The sequence below is a fragment of the Paenibacillus alginolyticus DSM 5050 = NBRC 15375 genome, assembly GCF_000422905.1.
GTDB classification, from domain to species: Bacteria; Bacillota; Bacilli; order Paenibacillales; family NBRC-103111; genus Paenibacillus_E; species Paenibacillus_E alginolyticus.
In genome coordinates this window covers 1-25,864 of record NZ_AUGY01000004.1, presented here as the reverse complement: position 1 = coordinate 25,864, position 25,864 = coordinate 1, and the positions used below count along the sequence as shown (strand labels likewise).

The 25,864-nt window shown below is 43.8% G+C and carries 24 protein-coding genes and 1 pseudogene; 1 reads left to right on the top strand and 24 read right to left on the bottom strand.

All coding sequences use genetic code 11. The features are described 5' to 3' along the window. Nucleotides 1-99: 99 nt before the first annotated feature. The 11 genes from fdhA to G519_RS47145 all read right to left on the bottom strand — a co-directional run bounded on the left by fdhA (nt 100) and on the right by G519_RS47145 (nt 12,496). Nucleotides 100-1,317, bottom strand: coding sequence for a formaldehyde dehydrogenase, glutathione-independent (gene fdhA / locus G519_RS0102125; RefSeq protein ID WP_029193268.1), 1,218 nt, complete (start codon nt 1,315-1,317; stop codon nt 100-102). Nucleotides 1,318-1,494: 177 nt separating this feature from the next. Beyond that, a complete protein-coding gene (locus G519_RS0102115; RefSeq protein WP_208860874.1) occupies nt 1,495-2,733 on the bottom strand; it encodes an NAD(P)/FAD-dependent oxidoreductase in 1,239 nt (412 codons plus the stop codon). A gap of 10 nt (nt 2,734-2,743) precedes the next feature. Beyond that, nucleotides 2,744-3,064, bottom strand: coding sequence for a MocE family 2Fe-2S type ferredoxin (locus G519_RS0102110; protein WP_029193266.1), 321 nt, complete (start codon nt 3,062-3,064; stop codon nt 2,744-2,746). Between the two features lie 77 nt (nt 3,065-3,141). Next, on the bottom strand, nt 3,142-4,305 hold the full coding sequence (locus G519_RS41380) for a fatty acid desaturase (RefSeq protein WP_064743386.1): 1,164 nt from the start codon (nt 4,303-4,305) through the stop codon (nt 3,142-3,144). A 22-nt stretch (nt 4,306-4,327) separates the two neighbouring features. Further along, nucleotides 4,328-5,182, bottom strand: a complete 855-nt coding sequence (locus G519_RS0102100; protein ID WP_029193265.1) for a sugar phosphate isomerase/epimerase family protein — start codon at nt 5,180-5,182, stop codon at nt 4,328-4,330. Between the two features lie 36 nt (nt 5,183-5,218). Further along, entirely contained in the window at nt 5,219-6,259 is a 1,041-nt protein-coding gene (locus G519_RS0102095) for a zinc-dependent alcohol dehydrogenase family protein (protein ID WP_029193264.1), read from the bottom strand. A gap of 24 nt (nt 6,260-6,283) precedes the next feature. Further along, nucleotides 6,284-7,120: a carbohydrate ABC transporter permease gene (locus G519_RS0102090; protein ID WP_029193263.1), complete on the bottom strand. Its 837-nt coding sequence runs from the start codon at nt 7,118-7,120 to the stop codon at nt 6,284-6,286. Between the two features lie 40 nt (nt 7,121-7,160). Beyond that, on the bottom strand, nt 7,161-8,042 hold the full coding sequence (locus G519_RS0102085) for a carbohydrate ABC transporter permease (RefSeq protein ID WP_036631842.1): 882 nt from the start codon (nt 8,040-8,042) through the stop codon (nt 7,161-7,163). Between the two features lie 71 nt (nt 8,043-8,113). Continuing rightward, a complete protein-coding gene (locus tag G519_RS0102080; RefSeq protein ID WP_244279990.1) occupies nt 8,114-9,568 on the bottom strand; it encodes an ABC transporter substrate-binding protein in 1,455 nt (484 codons plus the stop codon). Nucleotides 9,569-9,772: 204 nt separating this feature from the next. Beyond that, nucleotides 9,773-10,963 (bottom strand): Gfo/Idh/MocA family protein, encoded by a 1,191-nt coding sequence (locus G519_RS41375; protein ID WP_051253006.1) that lies wholly within the window; start codon nt 10,961-10,963, stop codon nt 9,773-9,775. A gap of 111 nt (nt 10,964-11,074) precedes the next feature. Beyond that, nucleotides 11,075-12,496, bottom strand: coding sequence for a response regulator transcription factor (locus G519_RS47145; protein ID WP_029193260.1), 1,422 nt, complete (start codon nt 12,494-12,496; stop codon nt 11,075-11,077). Nucleotides 12,497-12,577: 81 nt separating this feature from the next. Between G519_RS47145 and G519_RS0102065 the strand changes: the two genes are divergently transcribed. Beyond that, nucleotides 12,578-14,377, top strand: coding sequence for a sensor histidine kinase (locus G519_RS0102065; RefSeq protein WP_029193259.1), 1,800 nt, complete (start codon nt 12,578-12,580; stop codon nt 14,375-14,377). A 201-nt stretch (nt 14,378-14,578) separates the two neighbouring features. On the opposite strand, the gene G519_RS0102060 is transcribed toward G519_RS0102065, so the two are convergent. The 13 genes and pseudogenes from G519_RS0102060 to G519_RS0102000 form a co-directional block, all read right to left on the bottom strand. Further along, nucleotides 14,579-14,908 carry a DUF6092 family protein gene (locus tag G519_RS0102060; protein ID WP_029193258.1) on the bottom strand — a complete coding sequence of 110 codons (330 nt, stop codon included), beginning with the start codon at nt 14,906-14,908 and terminating at the stop codon, nt 14,579-14,581. Continuing rightward, complete coding sequence (locus G519_RS0102055) at nt 14,880-15,410, bottom strand: nitroreductase family protein (protein WP_029193257.1); 531 nt, start codon at nt 15,408-15,410, stop codon at nt 14,880-14,882. Before G519_RS0102055 ends, G519_RS0102060 begins: the two co-directional genes overlap by 29 nt. A 27-nt stretch (nt 15,411-15,437) precedes the next feature. After that, nucleotides 15,438-16,243 (bottom strand): annotated as a pseudogene (locus tag G519_RS41365) (nitroreductase family protein). A gap of 104 nt (nt 16,244-16,347) precedes the next feature. Then, nucleotides 16,348-17,295: an aminopeptidase gene (locus tag G519_RS0102045; RefSeq protein WP_029193256.1), complete on the bottom strand. Its 948-nt coding sequence runs from the start codon at nt 17,293-17,295 to the stop codon at nt 16,348-16,350. 17 nt (nt 17,296-17,312) lie between these two features. Further along, a complete protein-coding gene (locus G519_RS0102040) occupies nt 17,313-17,984 on the bottom strand; it encodes an AroM family protein (protein ID WP_029193255.1) in 672 nt (223 codons plus the stop codon). A gap of 47 nt (nt 17,985-18,031) precedes the next feature. Continuing rightward, nucleotides 18,032-18,979, bottom strand: coding sequence for a DUF1177 domain-containing protein (locus G519_RS0102035; RefSeq protein ID WP_029193254.1), 948 nt, complete (start codon nt 18,977-18,979; stop codon nt 18,032-18,034). Between the two features lie 30 nt (nt 18,980-19,009). After that, complete coding sequence (locus tag G519_RS0102030) at nt 19,010-20,071, bottom strand: DUF917 domain-containing protein (protein WP_029193253.1); 1,062 nt, start codon at nt 20,069-20,071, stop codon at nt 19,010-19,012. A gap of 11 nt (nt 20,072-20,082) precedes the next feature. Beyond that, complete coding sequence (locus G519_RS0102025; RefSeq protein ID WP_029193252.1) at nt 20,083-21,693, bottom strand: OPT/YSL family transporter; 1,611 nt, start codon at nt 21,691-21,693, stop codon at nt 20,083-20,085. Then, the gene (locus tag G519_RS41360) at nt 21,656-22,582 is read right to left on the bottom strand and encodes a DMT family transporter (RefSeq protein WP_051253005.1); all 927 of its coding nucleotides are present in this window, start codon (nt 22,580-22,582) and stop codon (nt 21,656-21,658) included. The genes G519_RS0102025 and G519_RS41360 overlap by 38 nt, the downstream gene beginning before the upstream one ends. A 22-nt stretch (nt 22,583-22,604) precedes the next feature. After that, on the bottom strand, nt 22,605-23,255 hold the full coding sequence (locus G519_RS0102015; protein WP_029193251.1) for an aspartate/glutamate racemase family protein: 651 nt from the start codon (nt 23,253-23,255) through the stop codon (nt 22,605-22,607). Between the two features lie 144 nt (nt 23,256-23,399). Beyond that, on the bottom strand, nt 23,400-24,911 hold the full coding sequence (locus tag G519_RS0102010) for a PucR family transcriptional regulator (protein WP_029193250.1): 1,512 nt from the start codon (nt 24,909-24,911) through the stop codon (nt 23,400-23,402). A 74-nt stretch (nt 24,912-24,985) separates the two neighbouring features. Further along, nucleotides 24,986-25,267, bottom strand: coding sequence for a hypothetical protein (locus G519_RS0102005; RefSeq protein WP_029193249.1), 282 nt, complete (start codon nt 25,265-25,267; stop codon nt 24,986-24,988). Nucleotides 25,268-25,291: 24 nt separating this feature from the next. Beyond that, the coding region (locus tag G519_RS0102000) for an ABC transporter substrate-binding protein (protein ID WP_029193248.1) at nt 25,292-25,864 on the bottom strand (573 nt) is incomplete at its 5' end.

Genomic DNA, 25,864 nt, shown 5'->3' with positions numbered 1-25,864 from the left:
TCCTATGATAAACAGGACATCTATCAACTACTCCAGGATAACTCTTAACGACCCGAAAGCTGATAGATATCCCGCTGTTTCCCGAATTCAGACACTTATTTAAGACCTTACCAAACCATGGGGGTCGATGACGAATTTCTTCGAGGCCCCTTTATCGAATTCGGAGTAAGCTAACGGCGCTTGCTCCAGTGAGATCAAGGTGGCATTTACCGCTTTTGCAATCTGCGCTTTACCGTTTAAAATAGCCATCATTAATTCACGGTGATATTTCATGACAGGTGTTTGCCCTGTTACGAACGTATGAGATTTAGCCCAACCCAAACCGAAACGAATTTTCAAAGTACCGATCTTCGCATCTTCGTCTGTTGCTCCCGGATCGCCAGTTACATATAGCCCAGGAATGCCAAGTCTTCCGCCAGCTCGCGTGACCTCCATAATTGAGTTCAAAACTACAGCTGGAGCTTCACTATGAGCATGACCGTGACCATGTGCTTCGAAACCAACGCAATCGACCGCACAATCCACTTCAGGAACTCCTAAAATGTGTTCAATTTGCTCAGCTAAATTCGGATGCTCCCTCAAATTAACTGTTTCACAACCAAAGCTTCTTGCTTGAGCCAATCGCTCACTGTTCAAATCACCAACAATCACCACGGCTGCACCAAGCAGTTGAGCGGAATGGGCTGCTGCCAATCCAACGGGGCCGGCCCCTGCGACATAAACCGTGGATCCTGGTTTAACGCCTGCACTAACGGCACCGTGATAGCCGGTTGGGAATATATCCGATAGCATAGTTAAGTCTAAGATTTTTTCCAAGGCTTGTTCTTTATCAGGAAATTTCAGCAGTTGGAAATCTGCATAGGGGACCATGACATACTCGGACTGCCCCCCAACCCAACCGCCCATGTCGACATAACCATAAGCAGAACCCGGGCGATCCGGATTTACATTCAGACAAACATTCGTGTTGCGCTCCTTGCAGCTGCGGCAGCGGCCGCAAGCGATATTGAAAGGCACGGAAACGAGATCACCCTTTTTAATAAACTCGACATCACGGCCAACTTCAATGACTTCACCTGTAATTTCATGGCCTAGAACAAGTCCGCTCGGAGCAGTGGTACGACCTCTCACCATATGCTGGTCACTGCCGCAGATGTTCGTCGTAATGACTTTTAAAATGACCCCATGCTCGCATTTTCTGCCGACATTCAGTGGGTTGACACCCGGACCATCACGTAGGATTAAATCTGGATATGAAATATCTCGTACCTCCACTTTTCCTGGTCCCGCATACACAACCGCTCGATTCCCTGCCATCTATGTCACTCCTTCATACTCTTCTTTTGTTTTTACCACAAAGAAACGACAGCAGTTATCAACAAACAAGCTACAAAGCCTAGCACCAATTGCAACCATAGATCCAAATCATTCATCACCTGTACCATTACGTCCATTTCATTTACCTCCAATTATCAACTTGGCAATCATCAACACTCAACCTTGCAGTAGTGTCTTTAGTTTCACGTCCGGGTTCGCCAAGGCTAGCGCATCCGGTCGCGCTTGCTGATGAATGAGCATTTCCGCTAGACGAATGTCTCGTGCTATGCTAGCAACAGGTCCAACACCGCTTGCCGCAACCAACCTTCCATCGCTGGCAATATGAAAGAACAGCTTCCCAACTTCCCCAATATTTCGACTAATAATTCTATCACCGTGGTTAGGCAATCCAGTTACTTGTAAAGTGAGTTCATATTGGTCGGACCAGAACCAAGGCACGATGGTATAAGCTTCCTCCGCACCCAGCATGTTGCGCGCTGCAAGTGAACCCTGATCCTGCGCGTTGCGCCATGCTTCAAGTCGAATTCGCTCTCCTGCATAAACAGGGTGCGGAAATGAGCAGCAATCACCGGCAGCAAAAATATCCGGATCACTCGTTCCGAGCATGGCGTCAACACAAATGCCATTTTCGATTTCGAGACCGCACTTTGCAGCTAATGTTGTTTCAGGCATAGCTCCAATTCCGATAAGGCAGGCGTCGCAGCTGATGATAGTTCCATCCGCAAGAACGATGTCAGTTCGGTCATTGTTACTATCGATTCTTTCAATGGTAACCCCGAACTTAAACTCGACACCAGCAGCACGATGCCGCGCTTCAACAATGTCGGCTATTTCTTTGGGGACACCTCGCATCAGTATTCGCGGCCCAAGTTCGACGAGAGTTACCGAGCAGCCTCGTTGAACAGCGCTCGCCGCAGCTTCTAGGCCAATGAAGCCACCTCCGATTACGGCAACATGCTTACCAGGGCTCAAACGCTCGCGAAGTGTGAGTGCGTCAGAAAATGTCCGCAGGTATAGTACGCTCGAAGTATCGGAACCCTCTAAGGAAAACCTGCGTGGTCGTGCTCCTGTGGCAAGTAAGAGCCGATCATACCGAATCGTCAGACCATCCGCTAGTTCAACTGTACGGCTAATTCGGTCAATCCCTATTACTGTACTGTCAGATAAGAACCTAATATCATGCTGCACTAATTTTTCATTATCCAGGATAAACACAGGTGTGGGGTTATCCTCATCGACCAGCAAGCTTTTAGAAAGCGGAGGACGTTCATAAGGTTTCCATTTTTCTTCGCCTATTAGAGTTATCGTTCCTGTCCAACCCTGAGTCCGAAGCTCGACAGCCGCCCGGGCGCCGGCCTCGCCTGCGCCGACAATCACCATTCCAAATTCGGTCATGTCGTTCCTCCTAGTCGATCATGATGTAGACCTTACCCGCTTCCGTTTTAACGGGATAAGTCTTAATTTTGGCGCATATCGGTACGCGCTTGGCTTCTCCCGTTTTGTAATCAAGTCGACCATTATGTTTCGGACATTCAATTAAAGAACCGATGACGAGCCCATCTGCCAGATGAAATTTCTCATGCGTGCAATAACCGTCTGTCGCATAATACTCACTCTGAGTTGTGCGATAAATAGCAAAAGTTCGGTCACCATGATCAAATCGGATGACATCTTCCTTATCGATATCATCGGCAGCGCATGCTTCAATCCAAGTTTTTAGTATCATAAATACCTCCAAATGTAATGAATATCTAGTAAGAGGGGCGACAGGCCCCCGTCGTTTGCATCCGGCCTTTCAATAACTCACAGTGTTCTTTGATTTGCGCCGTTGGTAAAAGCTCCTCTTGCGGCATGCGCTTGCAACCCTTTTCTAGGGTCGCCTGGCCATTGCACAGTTCCATAAGGATGCGGTCCATATTTAAATGGGTTCGCGGTAGGCGGCAGCGGGCGTACAGTCGTATACCCTGGATCCTTACGCATCTTCCAGAGTGCCGGAATAACTACACATAGTGCGGAGAACAAGTTGCGATAAGGTTCCGGACAGTCATGCTTCATCTCTTTATGCAAGGCAGGCAGTGCGTGATAAGGGACCATTGGGAACATGTGATGCTCAATGTGATAGTTCATGTTCCAGTAAATGAATCTCATGAAAGGGTTCATATAAATTGTACGCGTGTTCAAACGATGATCGAGTACATCCTCATGCAAACCAACATGCTGAGAAAGCGCCTCCAGAACGTTGATAAAGTTGCCGTAGAAGGACGGTAAGCCGATAAACATCGCCGGCAGGATACTATCCACGCTTATACACCAAACAACGATTCCCACATAGATAAGTACGGTAATACGTGATTCTAGAAAACATCTGCGCCACTCAGTTTCAGGTACAAAATCCTTCTCCGTTGGATGCATCTTGCCAAAACAGTGCATGATATGTTTCCAAACGTCGATCGGGGCGCCAAAGAGTCTAAATATTTCTCTAAGAATATCGCGATATACAGGCGGTCTCGGCGCAAAAATCTCTGCATCACGTCCGACGATGATGGTATCCGTATGATGGCGGGAATGACTCCAGCGCCAAGGCGTAGGTGCCCTTAGAATCATGAACGCGGACACTTGATTCATAAGTTCGTTGATCCACGGTGTTTTGAACGGTGTTCCATGAGCCGTCTCATGCCATCTTGAGTCACCAGGCGTCATGTAGAGGGTTCCGTAGAAGAAAAATGCTGGAATCGCCCACCAAGTTCCCCATGAGAGGTACGCAAGATAACCTGCCCCAGCGAGCATTACGAGCCAGAGCAGCGTATCGCGTATACCCGGCCAGTCCTTTCGCTTCATTAGCTCCTTCATCGTTTGACGGGGAATCGGACACTTGTACCAATCGGCTGATGCTAACCCTTTGTCCTGTGCCCGTTGGTTTTCCGGGCCTGTTAGGCTATAGTCCCTTTTATAATTTGTAGCAGACATACTGTTTCCTCCTTTAATGGTCTTATTTGGTTTGAATCCAACCGATTTCATCCATTTTCTTTCTTAAATATTCAATTGATGTTGAAGCATACCAATCAGGATCGGCTTTTCTAGTATTGAATCCAACCTCCATCGATAAATAGCCTTTATAATCAATTTCTTTAAGCGCTCTCATGACCGCATCAAAATTGCAAGTACCCTGACCCGGCGGCAGACGATCCACATCAGATATATGGATATGATGCAGTTTATCTTTCATACGATAGACGTAATCGCTTGAAACCTCATTACGATATAAAGCATGAAACGTATCAAACATGACCTTGACGTTATCTAGACCGGATTGTTCTGCTAGAAGCAGCGCATCATCTGCGGTTTCAATTAAATTGCCATCTGTTGGCGTAGGTTCAACGACGATGGTTATTCCTAATTCTTTCGCAAACTCCGCACACTCTATCAGTCCTTGAAGACTATAGTTCCATGCTTCCTGTTGCGAAGTGCCGAATACAACCCAGCCTGCAATCCAAATGACTGTAGGACATTCCCATTCATGGGCTAGACGAATCACATCTTTGTAATGCTTAATGGTGAATTCACGCTCTTCCTTAGTCGGCGAGCTTGGATTAACTCCAGGTCCGCCGCCAGGAGCTGGCAGCATAGATGAAACATCCAGTCTGTGTGCTTTTAACAGACCCTTTATTTCTTGTCTACGCTCTTTTGATAAATAATCAGGCCATGCGTGCGGGCTGGCACAACCAACTTCAATCCCGTCGTACCCCATGCGAGATAACCTTTTGATGACCTCCTCCAAGGGGTAAGAGGGAACCCAAACAGGAAAACTGCTATAAACCCATGTGTTAAAAGAAATACCCTTCATTCGAAATGCTCCTTTCATCATTTTAATGATGTATGATTACCAAACAAAAACGGCTTTTTCTGTCTTTCTTTCATCAAACATGCGGAAAGCTTCTTCTGCCTGTTCCAAATGGAACGTATGTGTGACCAGCTTTTCAACCGGTACGTTTTTTCTAACAATGAACTCGCAAATTTCTTCATATTCATGGATTGGAAAATACCAGGAACCAAGAAGGGTTAACTGTTTGCGGATAAGCTGCTCGCTAGGTTTGATCGTTGTTTCTCTGCTTTCACCGACAAAAGCCACTCTTCCATGAGGCCTTACGCAATCGAGTGCCTGATTCTCTGCAATCGGACTGCCTGAACAATCCACTGCGGCATCGGCTCCCCTATTTCCGGTAATTTCAAGAATGCGCTGGACTGCATCTTCGTTTTTTCCGTTAATGATATAATCCGCACCAAGCTCTTTTTGGGCAAGCTCCAACCGTTCGTCAATCATATCAACGGCGATAACTGTAGCTCCCAGCGCTTTGGCTACCAAAATTCCTGCTCCGCCCATGGGGCCCAGACCAAAAATAACCAACGTATCTTTTCCTGATATTTGAAGTCTTTTTTGCGCATGATACAAGGTACCGACAGCATCCGTCGAAACTGCGGCCGCCACATAGCTCAGGGAATCTGGAATTTTGATACAATTTTTTTCCGGTACTACCATGTAATCCGCATCTCCACCATGCAAATCGAAACCAATACATTGCCAAGCTTTACAAAACATCATGTACCCGCTTTTGCAATTCGAGCATTCACCGCAACCGGATGCCAAGTAAACAGCTACACGGTCATTAACTTTAATAGAAGCAACGCCATCTCCGGTTTGAACGACAAGTCCCGCCGGTTCATGCCCAGGAATCGTACATCCTGTTTTTGCAGCATCGCCTCCGACAACAGGATTCCCGTAATAGATGCTCATATCACTACGGCAAATGGCAGAGGCCTTCAATTGGATAAGGACCTCACCCGGTCCGGGAACTGGAATCGGAAATTCTTTGATTAGTACTTGCTTGTTACCTGGAAAAACAACGCCCTTCATTGTTTTCATCTCAATCTCCTCCAGAATATTCGATTATTTAACTGAACCCATCGTTAAGCCTTTGATCATATGATTCCTAACCAGAATCGCGAAGAACAAAACAGGTGCTGTCATTAGCGTCGAAGCCGCTGTTAGTTCTCCCCACTTCACGCCATACATCGTGACGAATTGATTCGCGATAACAGGTGCTGTGACCGCATCATTTCTTGAAAGAACTAAAGCAAACATAAACTCGTTCCAGCTAAACATTAAGCAAATGATCGCAGTAGCGGCTAATCCAGGTGCTACTAAAGGCAAAATAATTCGTGTGAAAGCAGACATTCTTGAACAACCGTCAACCGTTGCCGCTTCTTCTAAATCAACCGGAATATCATCGAAGAAGCCTTTTAACATCCAAACGACAAACGATAAATTGAATGCTGTATAAGGAATGATCAGCGCTGCATACGTATCGATTAAATTAAACCAGCTCATCATCATAAAAACTGGAACTAACGTAGCAGCGGGTGGAAACATGCGTGTAGACAAGATCCAAATGGCTATGTCTTTTCCTTTTTTAAGCCTAAACCGCGATAAGGAGTAGGCTGCCAGCGCACCAAAAACTACGGACAGCACGGTGGAAACGAGCGATACAATCGTACTGTTCCATAACAAACTGCCAAATGGATTCGAAGAGCTCTTATTCGTGAACAAGGAGATATAATTTTCTAACGTTGGAACAAAGGCCCATACTGGCGGCAGCGCTTGAGCATCCCATGAAGTTTTAAGGGAAGTCAAAACCATCCAGGCTATTGGAAATATGGAGATAATCAACAAGAGATATGTCAAAATGTCCAGGAGCCTGTTCCAAACGAATTTTTTCGTTTTCATGCCTACGTCTTCACATCCTCATTACGCTACTAATTCGTGTTTATTTGCCCGTTTCTCTATAGAGAAATCGAATGAACTGAGAAGTAATTAAAATCACTACAATTAAAAACAACCAGGAGATTGCTGAAGCGTAGCCTGTTTCCCAAAACTTAAACGCAACGCGATACACACGCAAGCTTAGTAATTCCGTACTGATTCCAGGTCCGCCATTCGTTAACGTCCAGACCACATCGAAGGATTTGAAGGCATCAATGATACGAATCAACAAGACCACCAGGATGATCGATCGCAACTGAGGCAGTGTTACGTGCCAGAACAATTGCCACGGAGAAGCTCCATCCATCCAAGCTGCTTCAATGGGATCATCAGAAAGCGATTGCAATCCTGCGAGTAACGATAAAACCATGAACGGTGTCCATTGCCAAACATCAACACCGATGACCACTGGCATGACAAGCTTGCTTTCTGCGAGCCAATTAGGACCCATAATTCCGAACCAAGATTGCAAGTAATAATTGATGATACCGAAATCCGTATTCAACAACCATCTCCACAAGAGTCCAACAGCAACGGGAGTTGCCATCATGGGCAAAAGCAGCAGCGTCCGAATAAAAGTGATACCACGCATTTTACGATTTAATAACAAAGCAATCAGAATTCCAAGAACAAATTCTATCGCTACAGCCCCGAAGACATACTCAAGTGTGTTAATAAAAGAAGCTTGAACATCCTGATCCGTAACCGCTCGAACGAAATTATTAAGGCCGACAAAATTCCATTTCTCTGGCTCTGTCGCTTTATAGTTCGTCAAGCTTGTTAACAGTGAAAAGATAAATGGCACGATCGTCATTGATATGAGAACGACCATCGTAGGTACAAACAACATGTACTTCGTTAGACTTCCATCCCGATTTAGTTTCATCACCCAGTTCAACTCCGTTATATGCAGACGCTTGACTGAATATCTTCAAGCGTCTGCCATTTTAATATCTACTAGTAGCCAGCTTGTTTCATAAGAGCTTCAACTTGCTTTGCGCCATCGTCCAGCGCTTTCTTTGCATCTTTTTTGCCAGTTAAGTAATCACTGACGGAGATTTGAACCGCTTCCGACACCTGATCATAATTCGTAACATGCGGGCGTCCCACTCCAACCTTTAGGGACTCGCCAAGTACGTGATAGTACTCTTTAGTAGTCGCATCCGGCAAAGCATTCGCTGCCTCGTACGCCGAATTTCTTGTTACATGCTGATTGAATTTAAGGTAGCCTTTCTGTACTTCCGGGCTAGCTAAGAATTCGGCAAGCTCATACGCAGCTTGTTTGTTCTTGGAATACTTGCTCATGCCGATACCCCATGAACCAAAGTGCGGACCTCTAACGAGCTTGTCACCATTTTTCACGCCTGGGAATTCGAAGTAACCCACCTCGCCGCCTTTTACTTTCGGATCAAGCTTCATATCGTGATAATTCATTCCCATCGCGACTTGGCCCGAACCGAACACCGTAGCCACTTCATCCCAAGTATAGGTGAGCGCACCAGGAGGCGTAACTTTATACTGGTTGATCCAGCTGCCGTATGTCTCTAAGGCTTTAACACCCTTCTCATCATTGAAAACCGGCTTTAATTTGTCGTCAAAAATATTACCGCCAAAGTCACTTAAGAACGATTTGTAATCCACAAAGTTCGCCTCATGCTTCTTACCCATGAGTGTCGTACCGTACATATCCATTTTTCCGTCATTATTGGTGTCTCGTGTGAAAAACTTTGCAATATCTAAGTACTCATCCAAGGTTTGAGGAATTGCCAACTCATGATTGAACTGCTTCTTAAATTCTTCTTTGTTTTTCGGATCATTGAAAAGGTCTTTTCTATAACTTACAGTCAGCACATTCGACTGCAGGGGAAGGCTCCAGACATCGAAACCGGCCGAAGTAATTTTATCTAAATCAATCTCTTCCATTTGCGGAGGATTCGTTTGAGGCGCATCTTTTTTAGCTACGGATGTATCCAAAAAGACTTTGGGAATAAAATCATTCAGCTTAATAGAATCCGGTGACTTTGAGTTTTTAATGTAGGCCGACATAGGTTCAATATGCTGAATTAGTTTAGGAACCCAAGAAGTATCAATGGCAATGAGATCATAGTGATCGCTTTTTTGTGCTAACTCCGAGAAAACTTTCTCCTGAAGGTTATTGTAAGGGAACGTATTGATCTCAATCGTAATACCGGTCTGCTTCTCATATTTCTTAGCAGCATCGATAATCGCTTCAGATCCAGCTTCAACTGTAGCGTATAGCACTTTTAACACTTTCGGTTTTTCAGTGGTAGTTGTTGATGGAGATGATACACTTCCCTTTTGGTCAGTTGCAGTGGATTTGGGGGAAGAACTCTCTGAGCAACCAGATAGAATCATGAGCGCCGAAAGTGATAGCGTCAAAATAACCTTCATCTTTTTCAATTGACATAACCCCTTCATGAAAAATTAGTTTGTTCGATGACTTCATAACAATTAAAACTAGACTACCTATTATTTGCAAGATCACCCCTTTCTATTTAGTATTAATATACAAAAACAGTATATTTTTACATTACAAGGGTACGAAAATACCGTTTAGGACCTAGTCCCAAAGTAATAGGGTTCTATTTAGGGTTATTAGCCCAGCAATTCTAATTCTTTAGGCGGTTCAGGGGTAACAGTAACCCAACTGCCGATTTCATTGCTTTCCATGATGGCTTCCGTAATACACATCGACAAGTGGCCGTCTTCAAATGTGGCAAACGTTGCTCGATCTCGCAAAGGATCTTTGCCTTCTAAGATAAATGTGTAGAAATTTAACATCATATTTTTCAAAGCGTCTGGCCATCCTTCATTATGTCCTGCAGGGTGGTGAATAAATGCTTTGGCATCTTGCGAATACAAGGAAGGATCAGCAAGCAGAATTTCGTTCGCTTTATCCCTATGACCGATCCACAATTTCTCAGGTTCTTCTTGGTTCCAATAAGCGGATCCATGACTGCAATTAACTTCAAAGCTAAGTTTATTTTTGTGCCCTGCGCTGACTTGAGATACGGTAAAAGCACCTCTAGTTCCATCTTCAAAGTGCAGGAGAACCGTAGCATAGTCTTCTGTGCTAATCTTTACGTCTTCAAATTCATCATTCTCATTTGTTAACGTTCCAAACGTGCTGCTATTTCCTCTGGCTTTCTTTCTTACAGGAATAACCGTTGCTAAATCAGCGAAAACTTTCACAATTTTTTTCCCTGTAATATGCTGCACCGTATCGCACCAATGGGATCCAATATCGGCAACAGCTCTTGATTTCCCGCCAACTTCAGGCGCTAATCGCCAATTATAGTCCTTTTCGTAAAGAAGCCAATCCTGTAGATAGCTTCCATGAATTAAATTGACCTTTCCTAACACTTGATCTCTCATCATTGTTCTTAATTGTTGAACGATGGAATATTGACGATAGTTAAAATTCACGCCATGCACAACTTTATACTTCTTTGCTAATGCCAACAATTCTTTGGATTCTTTGGCCGACGTCGCTAAAGGTTTCTCGGATAATACATGTTTGCCTGCTAAAATGATCGCTTTATTAATCGAGAAGTGAAGATGGTTCGGCGTACAATTGTGTACAACCTGGATGTCTGGGTCAGCAAGCATTTCGTGATAATTGCCGTATGCTTTAGAAACACCAAGTTCTTTTGCCTTTCTCTCAGCTGTTTCTTGACTGCTTTCGGCCACCGCGATAACCTCGACAAATCCTAATCTTCTTATTGCCTCAATATGTGTGGGACCTATAAAACCAGTACCTATGATGCCTACTTTGATTTTATCCATCTCTGCTTCGTCCCTTTCTGCTTCGTACCTTACTTAGAGTATACGATTTCAATGGGACCTACGTAAGCGGAATAATTTAACCGGAGGGGGGATTATTTTAACATCCCTATTTTATTCCCCTTCATCGCTTGCAGCAGAGATTCCATTCCTCTTGCGATACTCGGAGGGTGTTAAGCCAAACTCTTTTTTGAATAAAGTTCTGAAGTACCGGTAATCGACATAGCCAATTTCTTCCGAGATTTCATTTATTTTTTTATCGGTTTTGAGCAGCATCGATTGCGCATCCCTCATTCTTCGTCGGACGATATATCGGACGAAATTCATTCCCGTCTGCTGCTTAAAAATACGGCTTAACGTAACTGGATGAACCCCAACGACCTCAGCAACAGATTCGAGGCTAAGGTTAGGATCGAGCGAATGATCGACCAGCTGCAAGGCCTGCTCGAACCAATTTAAATTCGATGGCGACTGGATCTCGAGTTGTCTCAATGCATTAACGCCATCCAGAATAAACTTCTGAATCTTGATCTTCAATTCATTCCACGTTTTATGCTCGGCTACCCAATTCCACCAGTAATGGATTTTCTCCTCTTCCAAAACGACAACTTCGTTTTTACTGAGTCCTTCGTCAAGTAAAGCCATCAAATTTACGCATTCTTTCCTGAGTTGATTGAATGCCAATCCTTGAAGTTCATCAAACCAAGCGTGGAGGGAAATTTTTAATTTCTCATAATTTCCAGCCTTGGCATAGGATAAAATCTCTTGTCTTAATTGGGAGGCTTGCTTGGCAATTTCTTTTCTCTGTTTTTCTGTACTAACCACTGATTCCCTCTGACCGCCGAAATAGCGCTGACCTTCATATTGCTCAATTCTCGATACTAGTACAGATAAGAATTCGCCTTTTTCAAAAAAATTGAGCCCATTTTCTCCCGAGAAAGCGCCAACAACTACACCGCTATATTCATTGTTAATGGAGAAGGATATAAGAATTTGTTGAGGCGTTGTTTTAAATCGTTCTAGTAACAGGGTTGTATCGCCGACATAGATTTCCTTCATTTGTCGCTCATCAAACCAGAGACTGGTATTAAAGCACTGAATATCGTGAATAAATAAATATTGGCTGGATAGTTTGCCGAGGTAATCCTCCAATTCTTTTCTAAATGCGATTTGCATATCCTGTTCGACTTTGGTAATGACTTCACGCAGTTGCTCACGATCAGCAGGCTTTAACAGATAATCCATCGCTCCTAGTTGCATGGCTTTCCGTGCGTATTCGAAATCATCATAGCCAGATAAAATAACAACTTGAATTGAAGCATTCAAGTTTTTAACAGATCGAAGTATTTCTAGACCATCCATCTCTGGCATCCGAATATCCATAAAAACAAGATCAGGACGAACGAGTTGAATCTTTTCCAAGGCAAATCTCCCAAATTCGACATCAAATATTTGAGCATATGGAAATAGCATTTCTATTTTATAGATAATACTTAAGCGAACTTCCTTCTCGTCGTCGACCACACATATTTTCATAGAATCATTTCATCTCCTCACAAGGATTCTAACTGAAGGCATCGAATAGTACTATTCAACTTGAAGAGGGGGAACCGTTCCATGCACCCAGTACTGCAGTCCCTGAAACAAAGAATGGAAAATTTATCGCTTAAGCATAAGTTATTCATCCTGTTAGTATCCATTTCTATCTTACCCATCACCCTAGTCAGTTATAGCTCGCAATATTTTATGTTTCGTTCTAGCACGGAATACACATCTTCCATATCTACCCAGTACGTCGAATTTCTTTCTCAAGATATCTCCACCTATTTGCAGGATTTGAGCCAATCCTTTGATGACTTATTTACCAATTCAGATTTCCAAAAGTATTTGGATACGCCAGTTGACGATCTCACTTCACAAGCAAATCACATCATTAATTTTCGGCCGATTTTGAAAACGCCTCTTCAATTCCGTAGTGAAATACTAGGTGTTCTCTATCTGGATCAAATGGGTAAAGTCTACTTTGATTCATTTCAGAAAGGTTTGAATTACGGTTATCCTTTTCAAGAAGACGTGTTGTACAATACGTTTTATCAAATGGATAAACCGGAATTAACCGTTCCCCATGCCATGAATTATACACAAATCTCGCAAGATAACGTATTCTCTTTGGTTAGACCCATTATCAATTTGAATACAGGAAAGATCGCTGCTTGGTTCGTCATCGAAATCCGCGAGGATAAAATCAAAAAAATGCTCCGTGGAACGAAGTACGGCCAAGAAGGACATCTCCTTTTATATCACGATACAATAGGCACAGCCGTTTCCAATTTTCAAATGGATTCGTCCTTACTACACGATTTTAAACACTCACTTGATTCGGAGCTTGATCACAATAAGGAATTTATTTTTAGTTCCCAAAACGTTAAATATGAAGCCACCTATGCCGACATTCCTTACGGGGATTGGAAGCTTGTATGGATGGCACCGCTTAGCAGTATGACCAAAGGTGCTCAGCAAGCGAACCATTTGACGATTTTCATTGCCTTTATTAGTCTTGCAGTCGCCTTGATTATTGCATATCCTGTTATGAGATTCGTTTTATTACCGCTATTCAAGCTAAAAGATGGTATGAAAAGTTTAGGCAGAGGGGCCTATGTCCCCATTAAAATTCAACATAGCAACGATGAAATCGGCTTCTTAATTAAAAGCTACAACCAAACGCTAAATGAATTAGAAATAATGGAGGAAGAGGTCTATCAATCGAAAATAAAAGAGAAGGAAAGAGAACTTCTGCAGCTGCAAGCTCAGATTAACCCGCACTTCGTATTCAATACACTCGAAACGATTGAGTCCTATGCCATTAGAAATAACGGTGAAGCCGTCGGAGACATGGTCCAATCGGTTTCCAGAATGATGAGATACACAGTTAGAAATGACGGTGGGTGGTCCCCATTAAAAGAAGAAATGGCTTATATACGTAATTTCTTAAACATTCATTACTATAGAAATGGTAAGGATGTCATGGCCAAATTCGACATAGATCCGGCATTGCTAGATGTTCCAATAATGAAATTAAGCATTCAGCCATTTGTAGAAAATGCGATCAAATATGGTTGGAGCCCCAACATGAGCGCTGAAGAGTTTCTCTTGACCGTCAAAGTGAAGATTGAGGGAGATTTCATGCGCATCATGATTCAAAACACAGGTACTCACATTCCTTCTACGGTTATGGATAAGCTTTCAACCATGATACTTTCAAAGGGGGAAAAGCTGGACCCTTATTTCCAGAAGCATACAGGTATCTACAACGTCTATCGTCGGTTCCTACTGGCCTACGGAGACTCGATTGAAATTAGTATCACTTCACTCCCGATTCAAGGAACATTGATTGACATACGCGTTCCTCGAGTTTAGCGTGAACGGTTATGTCATACTTTAAAGGCATTGTCCTTGGCCACATGAGGGATCAAGACCCGGTAAGAAGGGCTTGATCCCTCTTACTTATTTAGCAAAAAGACCGAACCTCCAAATGGAAGGAGATCCGGTCCCGACAAGCTTTACTTATTATTATTATATACGTTGCCTGAACTGAATCAAGGGATAAAAAAGCCAAGATTATTCCCCAGTCGTACCACTTTCTTGTAAGGTTACCCTTACAAGCCTCAAAATCGCCTCATCTAATGCATTTGCAAACGCTTCTGGGTCCGAGGTAACCCTCCAACGATTTTCGCGAATGACTGTCATTGATTCCTCAACGGAGTCGTCTTTAATCCCCGCATCCCGAAGAAGATTTAAAGACTTCTCGAGCGAATCAACCATGCGCATGGGGCTATAGCTGTGCGGCTCCCGGTATATTGCTCGTGCGCTAGTAAGGACATATCCAACGTAGTCCAGAATACGATTATGCATTTCCTCTTCAGAGAGTTTCTTTAACATATCTGTCATACGAAATCACCTCCCGGGCTGGTTTACTGGTTTTGGGACGAGGAGGCTGGTTGGCGTAACCAAGGCTGATTAGCAATTCCGGTTGCACGTCCTCCGGTAGACCGATAATTTCCTTTATTGACTTTTGATGAAATGAACGGGCGGGGCAGCTTGCAACATCTAAAGATTGTGCGGACACCAAAATATTGGCGGCTGCAATCCCCAGATTTACGAAGCGAAGCACTTCAGCCGTATCGATTCCCCCACGAATCAGTGCTTCTGTCTTATTTGTACACAGTACCACTATGGCAGCCGGATCACCCGACAATCCTTGTGCAAATCGCTTGATGCGCCTAATTTGAACCGGGTCCTTTACAATGACAAAGTGCGATTCCTGCGCATTGCTGCCCGAAGGGCTGTATAAAATGGCATCTTCTATGGCCTCAAATACCTCCGGAGAAAGCCGTCGTTTATCAAATGAGCGTGTACTGCGTCTGTTCTTTATGGCATCCAACACATTCATTCCTGTTCCCTCACATCTTTCATTGGTTTATTGAAATGAAAATCCTCTTTGCTCCAATATTTGTCTCAGATTCTCCCGTAAGCTTGCCGAAGCGGCAATCGCCTCGGGGCGTGTACAGCGCCTCGCGGAGTGTTCGCACCATCCATACTCCATACCTTCCCGCTCTGGCTCTCCAGCGATAGAAACCCGGCGTCCATCGTACGTTCTTCTTTCGATCATGACTCTGTCGTATTCAGCGAGTCCTTCTTCCAGATACTTTGTTGAATACTCCTCATGTGATACGGTAATTTGTTCGGGAAGACGCGGCTTCACCCCTCGGCGAACCCCCTCCCGCTCAAATCCGATGGATAAACCGGCGATGGCAAAGACGCCATCCGGTAATCCCAATTCTTCCGCCATGCCATTCGGGTCGTTTCGGACCGATCCAACAGGAACTGTAACGAGTCCTAAAGAATCCGCTGCAACAAGTGCGTTTTGAAGCGCTAGAGCCGCATCTACGGCAGCCAATAGAAACATCTCAAGAGTATCGGCAGCGAATTGATACCCTTGACGCATGGTTACGTATTTCAAACGATAGATATCGGCGCAAAACACTAGAAACACCGGTGCTTCTTTGATAAAACCTTGATTTCCTGAAAGCACCGCCAGCCGATTCTTTCTTTCTTTCTTTCTTCATTCGTCACAATAATAATGCTGTATGCCTGAAGGTTTGATGAGGTAGGCGCACTCCGTGCGGCCGTAAGAATCGCCTTCAAAGCACCCTCCGGAAGAGGCTTTTTCTGAAAACCTCGCACCGATTCGTGGGTCGTCAGAACCTCCAGTGTTTGGTTCATCATCTCTTCGGGCAGCTCAATCCCTTCCAGCTCCAAACGACAGCCAATTAATCGATTGCTCATCAAAAGGCTTCCTTTCTTTGGCCAAAAGCCTGCATGCATGTTTACATGATCAGCTGTCCATTTTCCATTATTAACTGATCATCTATATAGACATTCGGTTTACTGACGACTCCATCAATGTGGACACCTGCCGCAATCGTTCCTCCGAACGTATGATTGCTCCCAAAAGCGACATGGATCGTACCGTATACTTTTTCGTCTTCAAGTACAACGCCTGTAATTCTTGCTTTATCATTGGTTCCGATGCCGAATTCCCCAAGAAGCCTTCCATCCCCGTCTCCCAAAATCTGAAGCAGCTTTTCAGCCGCATCACCTTCTGCACGTACAATCCGCCCTTTTTCAATCGTTAACAGTAAGGGGGAATTCAATTTACCAATACCCGCTATAGAACCATCGATAAGGATATGGCCCGCCGCTATCTCTTCGATCGGAGCAATGTACGCTTCACCCGAGGGTAAATTTCCGGATTCACCCGGATTTAAATACATGCCCGTGCTTGGAATCCCATTCCTGTCGGCGATGGAAAAAGCAAGGTTATAGCCGTCCTTTTCGATTCGAGCCTTTTTGCCTTTTGTCAAAAGGTCAGCGACTCTTTTCGTTATTACGCTTACCTTTGTGTAGTCGGCAGCTATCGCACCCTCCAAAAACATATCTTCCGTAATTCCGGGCATTGTTGCCACCCTAGCGCCTGCCGCGACTGCATTTTTTCTAGCTTGCGTGTGGGTAAGCGAATGTTGATTAATGCATACAACCACGCTTGCGTTTACCATCGCTGCCGCAATGGCAGCAGGCGGCTCTTCGCCTGATTTATTCCTTTCCCTCATCACAGCAAGCATGGCTTCTGCCCCTAGCTGCTTTCCGGCTTGATACAATGATTCCGCAAGTTCTTTTTTGACATCGTCGGTCACAACAAGAAAGGTCTCATTTTCCTGAAGACCCAAACAATTTTTCAATACATTTTTACTGATTTCCGTCAATTGTGGATTCATATATGGCCATCCTTTGCTTAAATCATTTCAGATACTAGCTTTGCCATGATCGCATTCGACAATATGACCGGCAGTCCAGTAGCCTCGGAAACCAAATCTCTTGCCGCCTCCGTATATCCCATGCAGTCAAGCAAAATGATATCGGCCTTGTCCTTTAATTCATTTGCGGCTTGATGGAAATTGGCTAAATCATTTTTATACGGCGAAGCGACCGCGAAACAAGGCTCCATTCCAAATGGGGAATATTTCGGCTTCAAATTTTCTTTTTGCTCCATAAGCGGAACAATCACACCAAACCGACGATGACCAACCATGGCTTTGACCGCAGGTGGAATGATATGATCCGGTTCAATCAAATAGGATGATTGGGTCTTAAGTCCCGGAAATACCCCCGTACAAAGAAGAAGAATTTGCTTAATTCCCTGATCTTCAAGTTCGTTAATTTTATTTTGTAAAATAGGCTGAATTTTTGCCCTGGACATGACGACCGAGTTCCCGTTTGTTAACCGGGAGGTTAATACGTAGTCATTTTCTTCAGGAAATAAATTCTCTTCAATATATTCTTTTGCTAATCCATCCAAGACGCCAACTTGAACCAGTTCAGCGCGTCCTCCCAAATATTTCTCGATGATCGGTGCCACATCTGTGCGCGGCGCCTGGCCTATCGTAATCATACCGAGCTTTACCATCAAGCCTACCTCCAATATAAAAATAAAAGGGGGAAAATCCCCCTCCCTTATCCTACAACCGATTCCTTACCGCTGGTCTGTAATATTTTCATAGAACCATAGAGCTTCGTGATTCGATCGAATTCATTTTTGTTATAAAACGCACATGTTCCGTTCGTGGCTTCCTTGGCCACTTCAATAGAGAATCGAACGGCAGCGGCGATGTCTACTTCGTGACTTGCTCCCGTACCACAGCCTGGAACAACCGATTGCGCGGTGATTGCCAATCCAACAACCGGAGCTTCAGTGGCTACGGCTGGTTGAAGAATCGAATTAATGTGATAAAGATCGTTTCCATAAGGTGTAATATCCTGCGTCGTAATAGGGAATGTTACAGGAAATTGCCCTGTTGCCATCTCCATGATCCGAAGCAAATCTTCGCTGACACGAAGAATATAGCCTTCCTTCACCGTCGGAGAAATGGCAATGCCTTTATGATTAATGACACGATTACCCTTAGTCGTATCTATGGATAAAATAGCTTCCATTTCAGGTACAACCTCATAGTGGTTCATCGTCAAAATATCAACAGGCGAATCCATAAAATCTACGGGTTCATGCGGACGGGTTGGCGCATCCGGACAAATGTGCGTAGTGATGATAACATCCCCTTTTAATAAATCGCCTTTCGTCTGCATGTCCGCTAGTTTAAGCCCGGAAGCAATTGCAGCAACTGCTCCATCGGCATCCGAAACCAATCCAATACGGCTCGGACGCGCACCAATTCCGCCGAGACGGCCAATAATTCCAAAGGTCGGCGCATCGCCGCCTTTGATTTTCCCGTTCGTCCCTAGAACGACGATTTTAATAAAATCGGTGCTGCCTTTCTCCCCCGTGACCGTTGTCACAGATACCGAAACATCCGGATATTTGTTGAACAATGCTTTTACTTGTTCTCCGTTCACATATCCGCTATCAAGGGCTTCCAGCGCGATTAATGTTTGTCGTAGTGTCATTTAAACTTCCTCCCCATATCTAGATGCCAGTTATACGATATATTGAAGTACGGATTTTTTAATAATCTCTTCAATAGGTTTCATTAGCTTTACATTTCTCATCGTACTGCTGAGCAGCAGTTTTTTCTTTGGAACAGCGATGATTGCAAGCTGTTGGCCTTTTTCAATCGCGGCTGAGACGATGGGTCTTGCCGTTTTCGCATCCAAAGTCATAATGAGGTCTGGAAACGTCGCGTACCTTTCCCCGTTTTTTTCCAGGGTCATATACTCGTTCCAGAAGGTCATCTCGAAAGAATCATCCATTCGGACGGTTCCCACATCGAATCCGCCTGTAGTTTCAAGCTGGAAGTCTGTCACCGTACCAGTCGTAATCACTTTTCCGCCAAGCTTCGTTACAACTGAATCGATGGCAGCTTCACCTTGATAAGCTAATAAAGCTTCACCTATCTCAATGGCTTGCGTGATTGCACCCGCCGCTCCGTTTTCTTTGGCATAAGCTAAGGTAACGGGGTTCCTTGCAACCGCAACGAGTCCTCCTGCCTCAACGGACGCTTTTCGAATCATGGAGGCGGTTTTCTCAAGTGAGCCTGAAATGATCATTTCCAAATAATTGCTACCTTTCCCACCGACCGCCGCCTGATGGGAAATATAGGATTCAATCTCCGATAAATTAAGTGATCCCATTGCACCTGTCGGGTGCGCCCGTCCGTTACAAGCCAGATCAACGAGGGGGATCCCCGTTATTGCCGATTGAAACCATCCATTGATCGTCGTTCCAGCCCCATTTTCATTGGTATTAATCCCTTTAATGGGTTTCCCTATTTTTTGAGAGAGAATTTCCAAAGCTTTAGCATAATGAACAGGCATTACAAACTTATCCTTTGCTGCAGGTGCACCAACCATCGATACCGTCACAAGCAAATCGTCATCTTGAAACTCGTCCACCGTAAGAAGCTCTGGTTGTCCGATTTCGAGAGCCAAGCGTCCAATTTGAAGACCCTCTTCAATCCAGCCCCCTCCGCCTCCGCCCAAAACAGCGCCGCCAAAGACCGCATATTCAACCATCTTTTCATCTAATTTGATTTTTGCCATTGGAAGTCACCTCACTTTTTAATTTTGAACACGGAGTTAAAGAAGCTGTAAAGCGCATCCCCGGCAATAAATCCAGCAGCCAAAATGCTCATCGACTTTTCGGCCTCTTTACCTTTCACTTTAAGCACGATAACGCGAATTAAAATACCTACGAGAACGGCCCAGCAAGCGTTTGGAGTTGCGATAAGAAGACCTGTAGCAAACATTACACCCAACTGACGCTTCGGACCTCCGATTAATTGAACAATCGCCCCTGGGATGGCCCACAATAACAACTGCATGGCTATTTCAGGAGAAGCCCCTGCTTTAATCGTCGAAGCATATACTTTATCGATCGGAGGTACCATATTTTGCGCAAAATATCCTTTATAAGTAAAAACGACCGTTAATAGTGCAACACCAAAGGCAATCATGCCCGTAACATACTGTTGTTTTCTTCCGTGCAATTCAAACTCTTTATCTTCACCATTTCCACGTAAAATATATCCGGTTTTCAGATCATATCCCATATCGGCAAATGCGGGGCCGGTTGCAGCACTAAATCCTGCAAGAAGAGCAAGAGCTAGCGGCGGGAAGCCAATCATCATCCCAAAAAGAAGTGTAATAAAAGCTACGGCAAAAGCAGGGAACCATCCGGAGTGCATTGCTGCAATCCCTACGATTAATTCGTGAACGAAAGCGGCAAAAGCAGCAAATAGGATAAAACCTAGCAGCATACCGAGGGACATTTGAGTCATAATTCCGCCAATAATCGCGATAATGAGCGCAATAACGAGATAAGCTATAAATCCGATTCCTAATGCCTTTCTCGCTTTATTAATCGGTACGGTTAATGCGCGCTCTTCGGAGGCTGCTGCTACTTCATCATGCCCCTTTTGAATCACATTATTTTTTTGCTTGCTAAAAATGAGAAGCCCGGCTTGGATTAACGCAATGATTCCCGCACCAATCATGACACCATGCGCGATGAACAATTTGTTAACATCCATATTGAACCAAGGAATAGAGTACTGTCTAATCATAAGACCTATACCAAACATGGTCAGAGCCCAAATATTCCCGATAAAAGCTACGCCAAATGCGGACATTGAAATCTTAAAATAGGAACCGATGAGTCCGATCGCTGTACCCACTCCAAGAAGCGCAGCCCGTTTCCCGCCCTTGTCCCCAGCGAGAATCGACTCTGCTGTTGCAACTCCGGGAGCCCATGTTCCGGAAGCCGGGAAAAGCTTGGAATCGAATATTTTATAGAGGATAGCTGCATCCACAAACATCGCAAGCGCCGCACCGATTAACATTGGAACAACCAATTCCGTAGCTCCCATAACATAAGGAATCCCAATCGGAATCAATAAGCTGTTGGCCGCGCCAAAGGTTGCAGAAGAAATCGAAGTCTGCACGATATTTTGACGATGGACTGACTTGTACTTTTTAAAAATAGTAATCGGAATCCGTGCAATCAGCATGGCTACAAGCGCACCAATAATTGCGGTATTAGGTGTCACCCCTAGAGTAGTTACAATTTGCATCCCAATGATTGCACCTAGGATAGCGGTTACAATGTTAAGAAACAGAGCGAACGGTTCAAAAATACTTGGATGTTTTTTTTCTTTGTTGTCCATATATAATCCCCCTTTTTTCTTTTTGTTTCTGTGTAAAAAACCCCTTTTGCATTGTTCCTATAAGAACTCCGATAAAAACGAGAATTGCCCCAAAAACTTGTTGATAAGCTACCAAGTGATGAAATATCAGGAATTCAAGCAGCATAGTCATGAGAGGCTGAAGATTCAGAACGATCACAGCTCTGGCAGCGCCGATGGATTCCATGCCCTTGTTCCACATGACACCCGTAATCCCTTGTCCAACAATAACGGAAACAATCGCTAATCCCCAAATACCGATCGAGTGATTCCAATCCATCTTTATAACAGACAAGATGAATGGGTCAAAAAAAACAGCACTAATCATAAAGCTATAGACCGTGACAATAAATGGTGAAAGCCGCCTAGAAAGAACTCGAGCAAAGATCAAGTTGCAGGAAAACGTAAAGGTAGCCCCCAGCATAATCCAATCACCCGTTGAAAATAATAGGCCATGCATATTTAGGGCCTGTATGAGTCCTATAATGGCAACCAAACACCCTGCAACCATCCGCCAAGTAATCTTTTCTTTAAGGAAAACAGCGGCAAGCCCTGCTGTAATAAGTGGAGATAACGTAAATATTAAGGAAGCATTTGTCGCTGACGTTCGCTCTAAACCTTTAAACAATAAAATTTGATTTGCTATCAACCCGATTACGGCTGATAACAAGAAAAATACAATTTCTTTTCTTGTCAACTTTACGAAAGACTTTGTTACGAAAGCCCAAATCAAAAACGTAAAGGACACGACGGTCAGGCTAAATGCCGAAAGAAAAAAGGGAGAAAATTCTCGCAATAAAATCTGTCTGACAATATAATTCAGAGCCCAAATAAAGACACAGAAGACAAGGATAAGGTAGGATTTTGCCAAGGGAGCCTCGTAATTAATAGATTTAATTTGTTATACTGAATTGTTTATACAAGTTAGAGGCAAACAACCCTTCTGCTTCAACTGCGTCTATCACGGGAACATTTAATTCTTTTCTTAATGTATTCGCGAGGCCAATCGTTGAAAATCCCGTACAGGCAAATACAATGACCTTCGTCCCTTGATCCAATAGCTTCCGTGCTGCCTCCACTGCCTTCTCGCGTCCAGCTGCAGTCATCAAATCGGTCGTGTTCGTTACGCCTTCAGGCCGAATATATTGAACCATCAGATTTCCCAGGATGTTTTCCATGACGGCCGGTACACAATCACTGATTCCCATGACCCCGACCGGTTGCCCCATCGCAAGAGCTGTTAACGAAGCCGCACTACCAGCACCGATCACTGGAATGGACACACTTTTGCGAAGCTGCTCAATTGCTGGATCCGCTGCACAACTGATGATGAGAAGCTTGCAGCCTTCTTTTTCCATACTTTTTCCTAATTCAACAATCTTAGGATTAGCAATTTCTTCCGTTTCATTATTAAAGATGCCAAGCGGTTGATCAGGAATGCATTTGTTAATTACCGGAACCCCATAAATCTTAGAAATCATTTGTCCGTGCTGCTCAAGAACTTCTGAATCCTCAGTAGTAAAAACCCGAATTAGTCCAATCATTCCACTCACCCCTTCTTTTATGAATATTTTGAAAATTTAATTTAGGTATAAGAGAATTGTATTCGGTTTCTTAGATATCAACAATGTACTCGTCTACCAAAACTAATACTGGCCTATTGTGCTCATAGCACAATAGGCCAGTACTCAATCCATCTTTTTCAATAAATAGAAAGCCGTGCATAAATAATAAGCAAACCAATTTTTTGCGTTGTCCATATCCACATCTGCAATCTCCTTAATCCTGTCCATACGATACTTGACCGAATTTCGATGAATAAACAGCCGATTTGCCGTATCGATCAAACTCCCCCCGCTCGCTAGATAATAATGAAAGGTTGTAACCAAATCCATTCCATTTTCCTTATCATAATTGTACAGTTTTCCTATTTTCTCCTCAATAAACGTGTCAAAATTTACGGATTCCGATGATTCTAACAATAAACTAAACATTTCTACTTGTTCAAAAGTAAAGATTTGCTGATCTTTTTCTAATCTGGAACCGATCATTATAGCTTTTTTGGCTTCTAGATAACTACGATAAACTTCCAACAGTGAGCATTTTCTCCCAAAACCGGTATGAACGTGATTGACATGTTTGAGCATTGGAGTTAGAATTTTGATCCATTGTTCCCCTAATTTATTCGTAGAAAGCAGCAGAACCAACCGATCTCCTTGCTTTTGCACATATGATCGAACTTTCCTGTTTCCGGATTCTCGATGAATCAATTCATTTAATTCAGTAAAAAATGGGGTATGAATATCAAAGAGGTGGCTCTCCCCCTCAATAATGCAAATCTCCCATATCCATTCAGACTGCAGTCCCAATTGGCGCGCTTTATTGTCCATTTCCTGTTTTGATAAAGGCAGACCCATTAACAGTTCTTCAAAAAAACTCCCCCGCAGCCTCAATTCCGTATCATGCGCGATTTTTCTTCTCATTAATTCGAGAGCAAAGACGAGTCTCGCCTGCTCTATGCAAATCAGCTCCAACTCGTCAAAGTGCTCCTTATCGATAATTAATTTCCCCGCGAATTGTTTATCCACCGTAACCTCCCACTGTCGGGTGTTCGGAGAAGGATGATAAGGAGTGGCTGATGGGGAGGAAACAATGATTTCCCCTGCATTATTGATGATCCAGATTGGAGACTTCACCAATTCCACTACATTATCTGCAACCACTTGAATCCCGCTGTTACTAAGTACAAGATTCGTCAGCGTTTTATATACTTGTTCAGATCTCCTTAGCAGGGCCGCTTGTTTATCCAAAATTTGTTCCATTACGGTATAGGTAATATCGATGTAGGGGATACCAATTGGAAGATGAATAATAGGAATATTATATAAGTTGCTCTTATCCAGCACCTCCTGTGGAATTTCAGAGATGAATCTTTCCGGCTTTATTGCTAATGCCGCCGCACCGACTTGTGCCAGCTCTTCCACCAACTCTTGAAGCAGCGTTGGATCATGGCGCATGGAATAGCCGGTAGTTAATACCAGCTCGCCTTCCCTAAGCCATCCTCCTTTGAAGTCCGGAACTTCCATGATATCTAAATAACGTACAATACGATCTAGACCCTTTTCTCCACTGATCACCTTCGCATCCTTAAGAATAGGAAGGCGCAGCAAATCTCTAACGGTCACACCTGTAAGATTCATTCCATTCACCTATTTCGGGGATAATAAGAAACGGTTTTATCGACCACTTCCATGGGTATAAACTCATTTGGACACTACCTAAAATGCCCTTTCCGTTCAATTCTAAACATTTCCTTCCTATTTGCAAAATATAATTTTTTAATTCTAGCTTTCTCCAAGAGCAATGCAGTCGCTTTTACCACCGGGTATCCGCTTTCAGAGCACCCCAGACGAAATCGACTATCCACAAAGCCATAAGTCATGTCAACAACCACAATGGCTGGGTTTTTCCCCAGTCCGCCTCGTGTCCCGCCCATTTTCGCTTTTGAAAACATCTTTCTGTCCTGCTCATTTAGCACATCATCCCAAATTGCCATTAAAGTCACCGCTTTCTCCATCTTCTATTTGACATAAAATCTTTCATCCAATAATTTATCCAAGCTTATTTCTTTCTTTAGAACCCCGGCTTCCTTCACCATATCGATTGCCCACTTAATGCCTTCCATATTGATCTTTCCTTGATCCGCCAGAGCAGGTAACACAAAGTCCAAGGACTTTTCAGCATCCGCTTGCTTCATTTCCATTTGTTCCATGACGATTTTTATGACTTCATCCCGGTTGGCTTTATCTTTGATAAACGTCACAGCTTCTGCCTCTGCGGCCATAAATGCATAGATAACCTCAGGTTTGTTTTTGATCTGATCACCGCTCGCTGCAATCATATTGTGGTTATACGTTTTCAACTCATCGCGCATGAGAAAGCGTTTATATCCCAATTCATCGGCCTTTAAATCAATGGGCGGGCTTAAAATGGTCACCGCAGACTGACCTTGCTGAAGCGTCTGCAATCGCTCGGCATTATCCCCGGCATTGATGATTCTTATATCTTTATTTGGCTCTAATCCGTGTTTCTTTAACCAGTATTGCAGCTGAATATCCGTCCCATTTCCGGGTACCATGCTGGCCGCAACCTT

What these genes read in the sequence shown, in the direction of transcription:
- fdhA (WP_029193268.1), bottom strand. Translation starts at nt 1,317, where the DNA reads ATGGCAGGGAATCGAGCGGTTGTGTATGCGGGACCAGGAAAAGTGGAG.
- G519_RS0102115 (WP_208860874.1), bottom strand. Translation starts at nt 2,733, where the DNA reads ATGACCGAATTTGGAATGGTGATTGTCGGCGCAGGCGAGGCCGGCGCC.
- G519_RS0102110 (WP_029193266.1), bottom strand. Translation starts at nt 3,064, where the DNA reads ATGATACTAAAAACTTGGATTGAAGCATGCGCTGCCGATGATATCGAT.
- G519_RS41380 (WP_064743386.1), bottom strand. Translation starts at nt 4,305, where the DNA reads ATGTCTGCTACAAATTATAAAAGGGACTATAGCCTAACAGGCCCGGAA.
- G519_RS0102100 (WP_029193265.1), bottom strand. Translation starts at nt 5,182, where the DNA reads ATGAAGGGTATTTCTTTTAACACATGGGTTTATAGCAGTTTTCCTGTT.
- G519_RS0102095 (WP_029193264.1), bottom strand. Translation starts at nt 6,259, where the DNA reads ATGAAAACAATGAAGGGCGTTGTTTTTCCAGGTAACAAGCAAGTACTA.
- G519_RS0102090 (WP_029193263.1), bottom strand. Translation starts at nt 7,120, where the DNA reads ATGAAAACGAAAAAATTCGTTTGGAACAGGCTCCTGGACATTTTGACA.
- G519_RS0102085 (WP_036631842.1), bottom strand. Translation starts at nt 8,042, where the DNA reads ATGAAACTAAATCGGGATGGAAGTCTAACGAAGTACATGTTGTTTGTA.
- G519_RS0102080 (WP_244279990.1), bottom strand. Translation starts at nt 9,568, where the DNA reads ATGAAGGTTATTTTGACGCTATCACTTTCGGCGCTCATGATTCTATCT.
- G519_RS41375 (WP_051253006.1), bottom strand. Translation starts at nt 10,963, where the DNA reads ATGGATAAAATCAAAGTAGGCATCATAGGTACTGGTTTTATAGGTCCC.
- G519_RS47145 (WP_029193260.1), bottom strand. Translation starts at nt 12,496, where the DNA reads ATGAAAATATGTGTGGTCGACGACGAGAAGGAAGTTCGCTTAAGTATT.
- G519_RS0102065 (WP_029193259.1), top strand. Translation starts at nt 12,578, where the DNA reads ATGCACCCAGTACTGCAGTCCCTGAAACAAAGAATGGAAAATTTATCG.
- G519_RS0102060 (WP_029193258.1), bottom strand. Translation starts at nt 14,908, where the DNA reads ATGACAGATATGTTAAAGAAACTCTCTGAAGAGGAAATGCATAATCGT.
- G519_RS0102055 (WP_029193257.1), bottom strand. Translation starts at nt 15,410, where the DNA reads ATGAATGTGTTGGATGCCATAAAGAACAGACGCAGTACACGCTCATTT.
- G519_RS0102045 (WP_029193256.1), bottom strand. Translation starts at nt 17,295, where the DNA reads ATGAATCCACAATTGACGGAAATCAGTAAAAATGTATTGAAAAATTGT.
- G519_RS0102040 (WP_029193255.1), bottom strand. Translation starts at nt 17,984, where the DNA reads ATGGTAAAGCTCGGTATGATTACGATAGGCCAGGCGCCGCGCACAGAT.
- G519_RS0102035 (WP_029193254.1), bottom strand. Translation starts at nt 18,979, where the DNA reads ATGACACTACGACAAACATTAATCGCGCTGGAAGCCCTTGATAGCGGA.
- G519_RS0102030 (WP_029193253.1), bottom strand. Translation starts at nt 20,071, where the DNA reads ATGGCAAAAATCAAATTAGATGAAAAGATGGTTGAATATGCGGTCTTT.
- G519_RS0102025 (WP_029193252.1), bottom strand. Translation starts at nt 21,693, where the DNA reads ATGGACAACAAAGAAAAAAAACATCCAAGTATTTTTGAACCGTTCGCT.
- G519_RS0102015 (WP_029193251.1), bottom strand. Translation starts at nt 23,255, where the DNA reads ATGATTGGACTAATTCGGGTTTTTACTACTGAGGATTCAGAAGTTCTT.
- G519_RS0102010 (WP_029193250.1), bottom strand. Translation starts at nt 24,911, where the DNA reads ATGAATCTTACAGGTGTGACCGTTAGAGATTTGCTGCGCCTTCCTATT.
- G519_RS0102005 (WP_029193249.1), bottom strand. Translation starts at nt 25,267, where the DNA reads ATGGCAATTTGGGATGATGTGCTAAATGAGCAGGACAGAAAGATGTTT.